This window comes from Ignavibacterium sp. (assembly GCA_032027145.1).
GTDB lineage: Bacteria > Bacteroidota > Ignavibacteria > Ignavibacteriales > Ignavibacteriaceae > IGN3.
The window spans coordinates 3,651,184-3,665,746 of record JAVSMP010000001.1 but is presented as its reverse complement, the minus strand read 5'-3'; the positions used below and the strand labels follow the sequence as shown (position 1 = coordinate 3,665,746).

12 protein-coding genes are annotated in these 14,563 nt (G+C 33.8%); 10 read left to right on the top strand and 2 right to left on the bottom strand.

The window, feature by feature from the left end; translation table 11 throughout:
* The 7 genes from ROY99_15500 to ROY99_15470 form a co-directional block, all read left to right on the top strand.
* The coding region (locus ROY99_15500; GenBank protein ID MDT3697780.1) for a hypothetical protein at positions 1-441 on the top strand (441 nt) is incomplete at its 5' end.
* A gap of 264 nt (positions 442-705) precedes the next feature.
* Complete coding sequence (locus ROY99_15495) at positions 706-2,157, top strand: hypothetical protein (GenBank protein ID MDT3697779.1); 1,452 nt, start codon at positions 706-708, stop codon at positions 2,155-2,157.
* Between the two features lie 19 nt (positions 2,158-2,176).
* Positions 2,177-4,075, top strand: a complete 1,899-nt coding sequence (locus tag ROY99_15490; GenBank protein ID MDT3697778.1) for a hypothetical protein — start codon at positions 2,177-2,179, stop codon at positions 4,073-4,075.
* 135 nt (positions 4,076-4,210) lie between these two features.
* Positions 4,211-4,837 carry a T9SS type A sorting domain-containing protein gene (locus tag ROY99_15485; protein ID MDT3697777.1) on the top strand — a complete coding sequence of 209 codons (627 nt, stop codon included), beginning with the start codon at positions 4,211-4,213 and terminating at the stop codon, positions 4,835-4,837.
* Positions 4,838-5,230: 393 nt separating this feature from the next.
* On the top strand, positions 5,231-7,582 hold the full coding sequence (locus tag ROY99_15480; protein ID MDT3697776.1) for a hypothetical protein: 2,352 nt from the start codon (positions 5,231-5,233) through the stop codon (positions 7,580-7,582).
* A 28-nt stretch (positions 7,583-7,610) separates the two neighbouring features.
* The gene (locus ROY99_15475; protein ID MDT3697775.1) at positions 7,611-9,776 is read left to right on the top strand and encodes a hypothetical protein; all 2,166 of its coding nucleotides are present in this window, start codon (positions 7,611-7,613) and stop codon (positions 9,774-9,776) included.
* 135 nt (positions 9,777-9,911) lie between these two features.
* Complete coding sequence (locus ROY99_15470; GenBank protein ID MDT3697774.1) at positions 9,912-10,538, top strand: T9SS type A sorting domain-containing protein; 627 nt, start codon at positions 9,912-9,914, stop codon at positions 10,536-10,538.
* Positions 10,539-10,571: 33 nt separating this feature from the next.
* Here the strand turns inward: ROY99_15470 and ROY99_15465 are convergent, their stop codons facing one another.
* Together ROY99_15465 and ROY99_15460 are read right to left on the bottom strand one after the other, a co-directional pair.
* Positions 10,572-11,615: a deoxyhypusine synthase gene (locus tag ROY99_15465; protein MDT3697773.1), complete on the bottom strand. Its 1,044-nt coding sequence runs from the start codon at positions 11,613-11,615 to the stop codon at positions 10,572-10,574.
* Positions 11,616-11,687: 72 nt separating this feature from the next.
* Entirely contained in the window at positions 11,688-12,725 is a 1,038-nt protein-coding gene (locus ROY99_15460; GenBank protein MDT3697772.1) for an NAD-dependent epimerase/dehydratase family protein, read from the bottom strand.
* 70 nt (positions 12,726-12,795) lie between these two features.
* On the opposite strand from ROY99_15460, the gene ROY99_15455 reads away from it, so the two are divergent.
* The 3 genes from ROY99_15455 to rpsI all read left to right on the top strand — a co-directional run bounded on the left by ROY99_15455 (position 12,796) and on the right by rpsI (position 14,490).
* The gene (locus tag ROY99_15455; GenBank protein MDT3697771.1) at positions 12,796-13,512 is read left to right on the top strand and encodes a hypothetical protein; all 717 of its coding nucleotides are present in this window, start codon (positions 12,796-12,798) and stop codon (positions 13,510-13,512) included.
* A 142-nt stretch (positions 13,513-13,654) separates the two neighbouring features.
* Positions 13,655-14,104, top strand: a complete 450-nt coding sequence (rplM, locus tag ROY99_15450) for a 50S ribosomal protein L13 (GenBank protein MDT3697770.1) — start codon at positions 13,655-13,657, stop codon at positions 14,102-14,104.
* Positions 14,104-14,490: a 30S ribosomal protein S9 gene (rpsI, locus tag ROY99_15445; protein ID MDT3697769.1), complete on the top strand. Its 387-nt coding sequence runs from the start codon at positions 14,104-14,106 to the stop codon at positions 14,488-14,490. The genes rplM and rpsI overlap by 1 nt, the downstream gene beginning before the upstream one ends.
* Positions 14,491-14,563: the final 73 nt, after the last annotated feature.

The window sequence follows — 14,563 nt, the reverse complement described above, 5'->3', positions numbered from 1 at the left end:
TCGTTTCTCGTTTCTCGTTTCTCGTTTCTCGTTTCTCGTTTCTCGCTTCTCGCTTTTACTTTTTGCGCTTTTCTTCTTTCGTTTAACGTTAACGCACAAGTATTAATAAAAGAAAAAGTGGAGATAAATCCGCAAACAATTGTTATCTCTGATGACCCGGTTAACTCTTATTACTGCAATCATATTTATTATCCTTACTATTATCAACAGACTTTTGGTGAAATGCAGTGTCTACGTGCGTTTTGTGATACTAGTGTCGTATGGTATGGTGAAGATTTTTACAACTTTTGTTTTTTGCCAACTGTTACAAAATCAATAAATGTTGTAGAAGGCAGTGATTATGTTCAGATATATTTAGGTTATGTTCCTCCAACTTCTGAAACAGGCAGTTGTTCTGATTGTACTGAATACTTCCTTACAACTGATAATTTGTTTTTGTAGCCTGATGGTGAATGTACATATATAAAATTTAATGAGACAAAACCAACGGATACAGCATTTGTAAAAATAATTGTTACAGATTACTCTGACGAAGTTTATACTTTTAATGTATTTGTTGTAAATCCAGTTTTTACATTATTTGACTATACATATGATCATAATCTAAAAAGAAATAATGAAATTATACTAGACGTATGTGCTTCTCCACAATTCGGTTATTCTCTAAATCTACCAGATACTACTAAATACAGTGTTGAGATTATTATGGGGTATGATTTTGGTAATTTAGTAAATAACACAACAAGTGATTCTGGACAAGTATTAAACGATCTGCCACATAATTACGGATGTTTGGACCAAATTATTTTAAGAACTAATGATCAGATTCAGGCTGATAGTGAGATTAAGATTCGTGTTAGCACATCTGACCCGTCAATAGAACCAATTGAAATGACTTTTACAAACTTATTGGTTGTAAACATTGTCCCTGAAACAATTGCACCAGGAGATACAGCCCAGATAATTCCAAAACTGAAAAACCCGGATGGCAGCTTAAGTGATTTTCCTATTGAGCAGACTTTTGAGATTGGGATGCTTGATGGTTGTGCTCTTGGAATGATAAAAACTGCAACAGACAGCGGGGTTTATGTTGATGCAGCATTGCAGCCTTTTTACTTTATTGCAGATACAGGAGCAGTTGAGGGAACTGTTAAGTTAAGAGTTGGAGTTATTGAAGGAATGTCATCAAGTAGTTTGTTAAATAATAATTTTAAGAGTAGAAAAAGTGAAAACCAGATAAAAAAATCTTCTGCAAGTGATAACCGTAGAGAAGCTAAAAGTTTTATTGATGGCGGTGTTATTGGCGAATATTGTTTTCTGGGTGATTTATACTCCGTAGTTACTGGAGATGCCAATGTGGTGGTGGGGAATGTTTGTGCGACATTGCCAAAGTGTACTGAAAACAATGCAGGTAAAAAACCGAACATTGAAATAATGGACTTTCCAGATGGAACGGACGGTAAAAATAAATGCAACAATGTATCTGGTATTACTTATATGCTATGGAGTGAAAACGAGAAAAAACTTTTCTTACCAATAGAAATCGAAAATTGTTGCGATGAGAATGCTAATGTGATACAATTTGGAATTAAAAATGATTTAATGACACTTAGAGCCATTGTAACAGCTTGTGAAGATGTGATTGTTGATCAAGGATATACAATTTTATACAATACCACAGAATTAAAAACCAAAGTACCACAAAATTTACGTGCATTGTTACAATTATATTCTGATCTTGATATATTCTTAGACTATTTTACAAATGAAAACCCAAGTTCACCTTTTTATCCGATTGAACTTGCGTGGGAACATGAGTTTCAACATAAGAGAAATTATGTCAATGAGATTTTTAACGTTGTGAATAAAGATTTTGATTATTTAGATTATTCAAAGTTGGATGTTACGTGTAACAAATATAGTGAATTAAATGATGTCGTAAATGAGATGAAAAGTAATTTTGAAAAAAGGTTCTCATATTTTGAAAAAGAAAGTATAAAGTTTCAATTTAAAGTATGGGGTAAAAAGGATGGCACACCAAAAGAAATTGAAAACTATAGGAAAAATGAAATAAATACTCATAATGCGATAGCAAAAAAAGTTATCGATAAATATAAAACTGAGATTAAAAAATTAATATTAAGCTTACCGAAATAATTTTGAGAAGGTCTTTAATATGAAAAATAAAATTCAAATGATAATTTTTATTATCACTCAATTAACTGGGATTATATTGGCTCAAAATTTAAACCAAACTGAAATTGATTCAATTATCAATGATTTATATTCTGATGATTGGACTGTTGTAGATAATGCAACAATAGATATTATTTATAATAATATAACCGAAGCTTTACCAATTCTAAGAGATAATTTCTGGAATCAAAGCCTTAATTCTAGGATTTCATATTTAGAAGCAATGAAAGTATTGCAATCGCAAGAAACTTTAAGTTATAGCCTTGCACTCTTTGATACGCTTCAGATCAAAACTTATCAAGGAATAGATACAGTTTACAAAAAACTTTATTTGATTGATGAATTATTTGATTTAGGCGATTTTTCAAAAATTGATTATTTAGATTATTGTGCAAATAATTCAATGAGTAAAAGCAATTTGGAATTATGCATTCAATTATGGAGTCGTTTACTTAGTTTTCCAAATTATTCTCTCCTGGCAAAAAATAGACTACTTGAATTCATTCAACTTGACAGATATTGGGAAGTAAGATATAAGGCTATGAGTTGGCTTGAAGATTATTATATGGCTGAATTATCTCAACTAATGATTAACAGATATCATCAAGAAGATAATGATGTAATCAAATTCAATATCATTAGAAAATATACCCACTATGGAGATTTTGAAACAGTAGCTAATCTGCTAAAATATATTTTGGTAAACGACACAGATACAATTTGTAAACAAATTGCATATGAAAAATTACTGACTGAATATAGAACACCATCAAATTATGTTTATGTAATATCCTGGTTGAATGATGAAGGTAGTTATTCTGAATTTAAGAGGTTAAATAAAGTGTATGAAGAATATATTTGCCCAGGGACCCCTTTTCAGCCAGATTCAACCATATCAATTAAAGAAATAATAGACACTACAAGTTCGTATGTTAGTCAATCGATAATGTATTATTGGCTCGGCGATTTATCTTTCTCCAACGAAATAAAAAACATTTTAACAACTGCCAAAACAAACTTGCAAAACGGAGATTCACTCGCGTGCAGAGTTCAGGTAAAAGCATTCCAGGATTTAGTGGATAATGTTTACAAGGACTCACTCAACTCAGACCCACGTTTTGTAACAATAGAAGGCTGGAAATTTCTTTACTGGAATGCACAGTACATTTTAGACAGACTGCCGGAACCGCCAGCAAACCCAAACTTATTAGTAAACCTAAAAAATAGTTTAGGAAACCAAATACCTGCAAGTAATGTAAAGTATTATGAGGGGAGCTGGAAAGATGCAGTTAACAATGGAGATGGAACATTTACAGTAATAACAACAAAACCAACAGTAAGCATCAGAATGTTCTACGAGTATGCAAACCAGACTGTGCATAATATTACTGCACATAACAACACATACACTTTTCATACAGTTAATGCTTCGGTAGAGCTGCGTAACAGTTCAGGCAATTTAATGGATGCAGGAACAGTTCAATATTATGCAGGTGCGTGGAGAACATTCGGAACAACACAAAATGGAGTTGCACACAAAGAGCTTCTCCCAATCAATTACAGTTTTAGAATGACTTACGAGTATGTACCACTTGACAAACAGCAGGATATAAGCACAAACAGCACAGTAACATTCTCAACAGTTCTTTGTACATTAAAAGTAACAAAAGCAAATGGACAGCCATTATCAGGTGCAGGCACAAAATATTATTCAGGTGCGTGGAGAGACATTGGTTTAACGAATACAAACGGCGAAGCAACAAAAGAACTTCTGCCAAAAAGCCTGAACTTCAGAGCAACATCGGGAAATGTAAATAAGGATAAACAGCAGGACATTGGATTAAATAGTTTGGTTGAGATTCAGTTAAATGTTCCGTAGAACAGTAGGCAGTAATCAGTAGGCAATAAGCAAAAAGAAATAATAAACTCCGTTAGGAGTGAAATATTTATAGAAACAGAACAGAATAAAGGAATAAAAGTCCCGTCAGGGACGATATAGATGCAGAGGTAAAAAATGCTAATAAAAATTTTAATTATCGCATCGGCAATAACATATTATTCATTCGCACAAACCATTTACGAAATACCACCGGGAACGAAAGGAAATGAAATAACCCTAACCGTCTCAAACATCTCGGAGACAAGTCCTGCAACGAATGTGAACATCGTTCTCACCAGGAAATCTTCAGCACTTAGTTTCAGCAAAGAGATGGAGACAATAGAATTGATTGAGGCAAAGGCGGAGGCAAATGCAATCTTTACATTTGATGTAAACAGAAACGCACCAATCAATAAAAAAGATACAATTGATTTTATGATATCAGATTCAAACGGACTGATGATGATGAAAAGTTTTATCTTCAGCTACACAGGTCCAAAAGAATTTAAGCTTGAGCAGAACTATCCAAATCCATTTAATCCAACAACCAGAATCCGGTATCAGGTATCCAGCCTCTCAGATGTTAGCTTAAAAGTTTATGGCATACTCGGCAGTGAAGCAGCAACACTTGTAAACGAAAAACAAGAGCCGGGATATTATGAAGTAAGCTGGGATGCATCAAACCTTGCAAGCGGAGTTTATATCTATCGTTTGCAGGCTGGTTCATTTATATCAACAAAAAAGATGATGTTGTTGAGATAAACTAAAAGCCGGTAATCTTTGTAAAAACCTTTGTCCTTTGGTATAAAAAACGACATTTAACCACTAAGCCCACCAAGGAAAGTCAACACTTAACTACGCGCAACTAAAATAATTAACAACAGCTATTGACAAAAGGGAAAAATAATTTTAGGTTATCAGCGGGAATAAAAACCTCCAAGCACTGCGGATAAAATTCCAAAGAAAAAAGATCAATCAGCTTTAACCAGTGGAGTAAAACTTTATGGGAAAAAGTTTAGAAAAAAAATCACTTGACAAGCACACAAAAAGCAATAGCTTTCGTTTCTCGTTTCTCGTTTCTCGCTTCTCGCTTTTACGTTTTTCGTTTTTATTTTCTCGTCTCACATTAACGCCCAAGTAATAATCAAAGAAAAAGTGGAGATAAATCCGCAAAAAAATCTTCCTTACTACTATCCTGCACCTCAATATACACCCTGTGGTCCATGGATTAGTTCTTATGATAGACTAAATCCCTGGCAGATAATCTGGAATAATATGTACTTCGCACCCGACCCCTATCAACAGATGTTCAACTTTCAGGATAACAGATATGGTCCTGGATTACAGCGAAGAACATATATACTTGATCCAAACAAAAGCTACAATTTAACAATTCAACAGTCAGATGAATATGCATATTTTACATATGGAGGATTTTATGATAACTCCACTGGAAGTTATGTGCCGATACAATATATGGGCAGTTCTTTAAGTGGCGTCACTGGCTCAGATCTTGGTGCAACAGGTTGGTATAATTATGTACAGGATTACCCAAATGGTTTATATCACAATAATTCAAAGTATTTAATGAGAATAAGTAGGGATGTCCCCGCAGGAACAGAAATAATAATGTCAGTATTTGATGGACAAGAAACCATTAATTATCATTCAAGAATAGAGATCCGAACTTTCATCATAACTTCCATAACAGAAGAGGATACACTTCTACATTACCATAGCAGAGAGATAGAGTTTGTATTAGACTTTCAGGAAAGTTCTGGTAATTGTCAATTAGATAAATATGGTGGTGCGTATCCTGAAGGGATTAAATTCAATGTTGCAATAGTTCAGGGACAGGAATACGGAAATTTATATTATCCTGGAACAGTTGCAGAGCCTGAACAATATGGAACATCAATAACAAATCTTTATGATGAAGATGGAGTAGGAATTACTAATTATTCAATTAAGTATAAGGCTGATGGATTGCAGCCAGATAGTTTAACTCCTGGTATAGTAACGATAAGATGTTCTTCAAATGATTTTGATATTGCACCCGTAGAAGTAAGTTTTTCTGTTAAATATAATGAAGACCCGCCAGATGAAGGAGGTTATATAATAGTAGGGATGGATAAACAGATTTACGAGCCTGGAGATACAGCAACAATAAACTGTAAATGGTTGACAGCTTATAATGAACTTCTGGATTTTCCTGCAGAACAGTTGTTTAATGTTGAGATAACAGGTGGAAATGAATTTGGAATTCTACTTGATCCAAGCACAGGCAATATAGCAGATAATTTACAGGGAGTAAGCAATGGATTTAAAGTTATAACAGCGGCATCAGTACCTTATGATAGTGTTGTAATAAGAATAAAAGTAAATACATCTGTTGGTGGTAATAGTGCCTCAAGAACAATCACTAATCAAATTCTAAAATCAGAATATAAAGAAAGCATTACAGTTGAAATTGATGATTATATCCAAACAATTATTCCTGATGCTTCAATCGGTAATCCGGGACAGGAGATTGAAGGTTACGGTGATGTTGTGGTTATACAAGATGAGTGTGATGAGGAGATAGTGGTGTGTAATAATTATAGCCCACCAATTTTTGAAAATGTTGGGACCATATCTGTTTTAGGTGAAAACGATCCATGGCAATGGGTAGATAAACAAGGAACTCCCCACACAGCAAATACAGGTGCTGTATGTAATTATGAGTTACCATCAGGTTGTGACACGGTTATATTTGGCCAGACCTATATTATGCCAAGTATCGGTGCACCACCTGTATATAATTTGCTTGATGATATGAAAGTGACGGTTTGTCTTGATAAAAATGACCCAGGCCATCATTACTGGAATTTTAGTCTTGAAAATTTTCGTGTTCCTTTATTTTCTTCTCACTGTCCTAACCAACCGCAACAATGTGGTTACATTGATTTAGGTGATGGGTCGAATCCTACACTGTTAACTCAACATATCAAGGATTGTTCTGATTATAACAAAGTTATGATAACGCTCAATTACTGGATTATTGGACCTGAAAGAATAGGAATGAAACCTTTATACAAATATTATTTTTCGACAGGCATTGTCGCTCACGAAAATGTACATGTTGAGCAAATTAAAAGACTCTTACCATTTTTCTGGAATGGTGTGGGAGGATTTGGAAGGTTGAAATCTAAAAAAATCGAAAAGAGTGAAATTTATCAATGCCCTGAAGATGCATTAATTAAAAATGAACTTGATATTAGAGATAATTTAAAATTTGACTTGGAATATTATTTTAATAATATGTCGCATTTAATGGGATACGATGTCGGAGGTCATTCTAAAGCTGAAATAGAAGCAGATAGAGTTGCATCATTAGAATATGAGAAAATAAAAGAAAGAATTATACTTTGGGCAAGTAAACAAAGTTGGTGGTGTGATCTTAGAATTATTGGTTTGTATGGTCCTCCATATTATTATGACTGTAAGTTCGTTCCGTGTAATCCTTAACAAATAAAATTTGATAACGGAGATAAAAATGAAAATTATAATTAAAATGATATTATTAATAACATTGATCTCAACAATTTCCTATGGACAAAATATGTGGTTGAGAGGCAAAATAGATCTTGGAAGTTTACATATGATGAGTAATCTTTCTGTTGATAGCATAAAACAGATTATCGTTACTGTTGACCTTGAATCTCAAAATCTTCTTTATCCTGCTTCCGTTAAGTATTTATATTATATTCAATCAGATGCAGAATTTCTATTAGATAATTTAAACTCTGAGATCGATACATCCTTATCGGTAAGTGAAAATTCTGCATACTGGTATAAAGTATATACAAATATTTTCTTTAGAGGGTTACTTGGGGATAATATGGCAGTTGAAAAAATGAAAATCATAGCAAATCATGCAACTTATTTAACGCGCTTACTTGCAATACGAACACTTGCAGAAATTGGAATTTACGATAACTATAGTTTTGTTATTGCTGGATATAATGATTCCCCTGAGTTATTCATTAACTTGCTTGCTTGGTATGGGAATGATAGCAGATATAAAGAAGAGGTTAAATCAATAATAATGAACAAAATTGTTTCATCAAGTACAACCTCACAGGTAATTATGCTTGCATATGATCTAAATATTTTTTCTAATGAGGGAACGATTTTATTAGATACTTACTTTGAAAACAATTTAGGTGAACAAAGATATGACTACTTTTTTGAATTGGGTATAATAGATAAAGATGGTCAACCAGAAAGAAGTATCTTCGCATTACAGAATGAAAACAATGACACGCTGAGAGCGAAATATTTGCCTAATCCATTCGAAGTATTGAATTATGGTTTTGAATCTAAAAGGTATATTGAACCAAGTTTTATTAATTTATTAAAACAATTGAGTATATCTGATACAAACTCACTAACATATCGCTCGAAAAAGCAATTTCTTTTATTGTTCGTACCAGCTCAACCAGATTCGTTGAAACCGACTATCGATTTATTAGATAACTTAAATAATTATGTTGATAGCGTTTTTAACTACACCTGGCTCGGCGATTTAACTTTCTCCAACGAACTAAAAAACATTTTAACAATAGCTAAAACCAACTTACAAAATGGCGACTCACTTGCTTGCAGAGTTCAGGTAAAAGAATTCCAGGATTTAGTAGATAATGTTTATAAAGACTCACTAAACACAGACCCTCGTTTTGTAACAATAGAAGGCTGGAAATTTCTTTACTGGAATGCACAGTATATTTTAGACAGACTGCCAGAGCCGCCAGCAAATCCAAATCTTGTTGTAAGTTTAAAAAACAGTTTGGGTAACCAAATACCTGCAAGTAATGTAATGTACTATGAGAGCAAATGGAAAGATGCAGTTAACAATGGAGATGGAACATTCACAATAACAACAACAAAACCAACAGTAAGCATCAGAATGTTCTACGAGTATGCAAACCAGACTGTGCATAACATTACTGCACATAACAACACATACACTTTTCATACAGTTAATGCTTCGGTAGAGCTGCGTAACAGTTCAGGTAATTTAATAGATCAAGGAACAGTTCAATATTATGCAGGTGCGTGGAGAACATTCGGAACAACACAAAACGGAGTAGCAAACAAAGAACTTCTTCCAATCAATTACAGCTTTAGAATGACTTACGAATATGGAAACCAGGACAAACAGCAGGATATTTCTGTTAATCCAACTGTGGTTTTCCAGACAGTGAATGCAGCAGTAGAATTGCATAACAGCACAGGTACTTTGATAGACCAGGGAACAGTACAATATTATGCAGGTGCGTGGCGAACATTCGGAACAACTCAGAATGGAGTTACACACAAAGAGCTTCTACCAATCAACTACAGTTTTAGAATGACTTACGAGTATGTTTCGCTTGACAAACAGCAGGATATAAGCACAAACAGTACTGTAACTTTCTCAACAGTATTGTGCACAGTCAAAGTAACAAAGGCAAATGGACAGCCATTATCAGGTGCAGGCACAAAATATTATTCAGGTGCGTGGAGAGATATTGGTTTAACGAATACAAATGGAGAAACAACAAAAGAACTTCTGCCAAAAAGCCTGAACTTCAGAGCAACATCCGGAAGTGTAAGTCAGGATAAACAGCAGGACATTTCTGTAAATAATTTGGTTGAGATTCAGTTAAATGTTCCGTAGAACAGCAGGCAGTAATCAGTAGGCAATAAGCAAAAAGAAATAATAAACTCCGTTAGGAGTAAAATATTTATAGAAACAGAAAAGAATAAAAGAATAAAAGTCCCGTCAGGGACGATATAGATGCAGAGGTAAAAAATGCTAATAAAAATTTTAATTATCGCATCGGCAATAACATATTATTCATTCGCACAAACCATTTACGAAATACCACCGGGAACGAAAGGAAATGAAATAACCCTAACCGTCTCAAACATCTCGGAGACAAGTCCTGCAACGAATGTGAACATCGTTCTCACCAGGAAATCTTCAGCACTTAGTTTCAGCAAAGAGATGGAGACAATAGAATTGATTGAGGCAAAGGCGGAGGCAAATGCAATCTTTACATTTGATGTAAACAGAAACGCACCAATCAATAAAAAAGATACAATTGATTTTATGATATCAGATTCAAACGGACTGATGATGATGAAAAGTTTTATCTTCAGCTACACAGGTCCAAAAGAATTTAAGCTTGAGCAGAACTATCCAAATCCATTTAATCCAACAACCAGAATCCGTTATCAGGTATCCAGCCTCTCAGAAGTTAGCTTAAAAGTTTATGGCATACTCGGCAGTGAAGCAGCAACACTTGTAAACGAAAAACAAGAGCCGGGATATTATGAAGTAAGCTGGGATGCATCAAACCTTGCAAGCGGAGTTTATATCTATCGTTTGCAGGCTGGTTCATTTATATCAACAAAAAAGATGATGTTGTTGAGATAAATAAAAAACGCCTCAAAGGAGGCGCTTTTTTAACTAAGCTTCAGCTTTTTCTTTTTGATAAATCTTTTGAAACTCTCTTGCTTTTCTTCTTTTCCAATTGCCTTTGTGGTAAGCATAACCGGCAATTAAAGGCATTGCAACTGTTGCTTCCGAGTAAACCATTTGTTCAAAACTTGTAGAAACCTTACCCCAAGAGCTTGCTTCTTTTAAAGTTGAACCGGAAAGTGCACCATCGCGTTCATCAGCAACAGTAATTTGGATTGCATATTTGTGCATATCTGCTTCTTCCTGAAGAATATCTGCTGCTACAACAATATCCTGTGTAAAATTTTTCGGAACGCCGCCGCCTATCATAAATATTCCGGTTTCTTTGCTGTGTAATTTAATTTTTGTCAGTTCATAAAAATCTTTTCCTGAATCACAGCTAACATAATTATCCTGATTTTTATGTTGATGCATTACAAATCCGAATCCGGCAGAGCAGTCTGAAAAAGCAGGAACAAAAATCGGAACATTCTTTTTGTATGCTGCCCATATAACAGAATCGTCAACTTTAGGTCCGCCATTTTCCTCAAGATATTTTCCAAACTCCCAAATAAACTCTCTTGATGAATAAGCACCCGGTTTCATTGAATCAAAAATTGCAGCAGTAGTATCATCACAAATTCTAAGTTCGTCTTCATCAATGAAAGTATCATAAATCCTATCTATATGCAGCTCTCTCATTTCGTTATCATCTACCCATTTGGTTCCTTTATAATGTTTAAAACCTAATGCTTCAAAGAAGTCCTGATCAACTATAATTGCACCGGTTGAAACAATTGCATCAACCATATTATTCATAATCATATCATAAACAACTTTTTTTAAACCTGCGCTGAAAAGACTTCCGGCAAGAGTTAATATTATTCCGCAATTTTCATCTTTTATCATCATATCAAAAATATTTGCTGCACGGTTCAGGTCTCTTGCAGTAAATGCCATATCTTCCATTGCATCAACAAGCGATACAACGTTATGCTGTTTAATATCAATATGTTTAACAATATCTTTTAGATAATCTTTTTTTTCTGCCATTTTTTCTCCTTATCTGTTTTCTTTTTAGTTACTGTAAGAATATATCATTTACTTTATATACAATCCAATTAATTAGAAAAAGATTTTAGCAAATCTTAAAATTCCCTGTTTCCATGGTACACGATGAGAAACACCGTCTTTGTTAATAAACTCATCCCGATGCTCAATGTACCATTTATAATTTCTTATTAAAGCATCTTTGTTAGAAAATTTTGGTTTGTATCCTAGAACTTTTTCTGCCTTTTCAATTGAAACGAATGAATCTTTAGAGGCAGTTTCGTAAACCCACTTGTAAAGCGGAGAAAGTTTAAGCGCTTCTAAAAATTTTAAAGTGTAAATGATTGGCTTTTCCGGCAGCCCAACTATTTTTTTACCAAAACCAGCATAATCTAAAACTGCCTGGTAATCTTCGCGCATTGTTGTGAATTCTTTTGCCCCAATGTTAAAAGTATCGTTAACAATTTTTTCATCAAGAGTTGCTGCTAGATAAATTGATTCGCAGAGATCTTCAACATCTAAAAGCTGGTAACGATTTTTTCCGTTGCCGATCATTGGAAAACCTTTCCCATCCTGTGCCCAATCATAAAGCAGATCAAATACTCCAAGTCTTTCCGGTCCGATAAAAGATTTTGGACGCAGAATAGGAACACACATTCCTTTTTGCCTAAACTTAATGCATTCTTCTTCTGCTAAAATTTTTGCCTTACCATAAGGACCAACTCCATCAAGTTTATCATTTTCTAATAAAGGATGATGATCCGGAATTCCATAAACAGCTGTTGATGAAATATGAATAAATCTTTTTACTTTTTGATTAAAAGATTCTTCAATCAGATTTCTTGTTCCGTCAATATCTGTAGAATAAATATCTTCAGGTTTATAAAGCGGCAGTGCTGCAGCAGTATGAACAACTATATCCTGTCCGGCAACAGCTTCTTTAACTTTTTGTTTATCTCTGATATCACCGGTAATGATATTAATTTTGTCATTCATATCGGGATAATCGAATTGAACGATATCAAGAGAGGTGACTTCGTGTCCGCGTGAATGCAGATATCTTACGAGATTAATTCCTAAAAATCCCGCACCGCCTGTAATTAAATACTTCATTTTACCTGATAATTTATTAATAATGTGGATACAAAATTAGTAATTTTGGTTCAGGCATCAAATTAAACTTGTGAACATAAATTCTAACGACATAAATCAGAATAACGAAAAAAGAATCTGGTTAAGGAATTATTCCTTTTCAATTTTGTTTCACTTAATACTTTTTGTAATACTAATTTATTTTTTTGATTTAACTTCAGATACATCAAGAATTAACTCAGTTATATTTTCACTTGATTCAAAAGAATATCAGCCGGAAAATTCATTTTCCGAAAAGGAAAGTAACCCAAAGGATATTGATGAAATACCAGAGCCATCAGATGTAAATGCTGATGAAATCAGAACAGTAAGTTTTACAGACATAGTAGCTGACACTACAAATTTAGAGCAACTTTATACTGAGCCTACATTAAATGTTAAAATAAATTATCCACGCGGCTGGACGTTCATAGATCAAAAGAAAAATAAAAAACTTGAAGGGGTTACATTCTGGTTAAATGATGGTTCGGTCAATCCGCCGCCGTATTTTCATCTTGAAGTTGTTGATAGAGATTATTTTATCGAAAAGCGATTTAAATACAAAACTGATTTTAACAAATACATTGCTTACTATAACGATCCGGAAGAATTACAAGGTTATTTTACTCAGATTATTTATTTAAGAACCAATGATGATGAAGATTTCAGATTAAAGCTGATGATAAAAGGGGAGAGCGAATTTGAATTATTTAAGCCGAGGTTCTGGGCAATCTTAAAATCCTTTGATTTTGGCGGAACATTATTTTAACATCATCCTATTTTTGCAAATAAATGTACTTTTCATTACTCACTTTGATTAATACATTCTATAATTCTTGACTTTTCAAGTACTTAGCTATATTTTTCAAGCCTTTATTTGAAACGACTTAAGGTTTTCGGAGGAAAATTACGTGAAACAAGAAAAATTAACAAAATTTGTTAAAACTGAGGATGCCGAACATAAATGGTATCTTGTAGATGCAGAAGGTCAGACTTTGGGCAGAATGGCTTCCAAAATTGCTAAGATTATTCGAGGTAAGAATAAACCAATCTTTACGCCTAATACTGACACTGGCGATTTTGTTGTTGTTATCAATGCTGAAAAAGTAAAATTGACAGGTAAACGCGAACACTTAAAAGATTATAAAAGACATTCAGGTTATCCGGGCGGTCAGACAGTAACTTCTTTTAAAGAGATGCTCGCTAAAAAACCAGAATTTGTGGTTGAAAATGCTGTAAGAGGAATGCTTCCGAAAACTAAATTAGGAAACAAACTGATAAAAAAACTTAAAGTATATTCCGGTACTGAGCATCCTCATGCTGCACAAAAACCTGAAACAATTAGTTTAACGGAGAAATAATGGCTGAGAAAATTTTTGTTGGAAGAAGAAAGACATCTGTTGCACGAGTTATTTTAAAAAATGGTAACGGTAAAATTACTGTTAACAATAAAGAGTTTGAGGAATTCTTTCCTCAGCTTTTAAGCAGAGAAGATATCTTACTACCATTCAAGCTTACTGAGACAGAAGGCAAATATGATGTTCAGGTTAATGTTAAAGGCGGCGGCACTACAGGTCAGGCTCAATCTGTAAGATTAGGTATTGCAAGAGCATTAGTAGAAATCAATCCTGATTACAGAGCAAAGCTTAAAACTGAAGGACTTTTAACAAGAGATCCGAGAATGGTTGAAAGAAAGAAATATGGTCAGCCAAAAGCTCGTAAAAGATTTCAATTTTCAAAGAGATAATTTTTTTATTCAATCCGCATATAGCGGTCAAGCTCAGTTTTTACTGAACTTGTTTTTATATAATTAAATAATC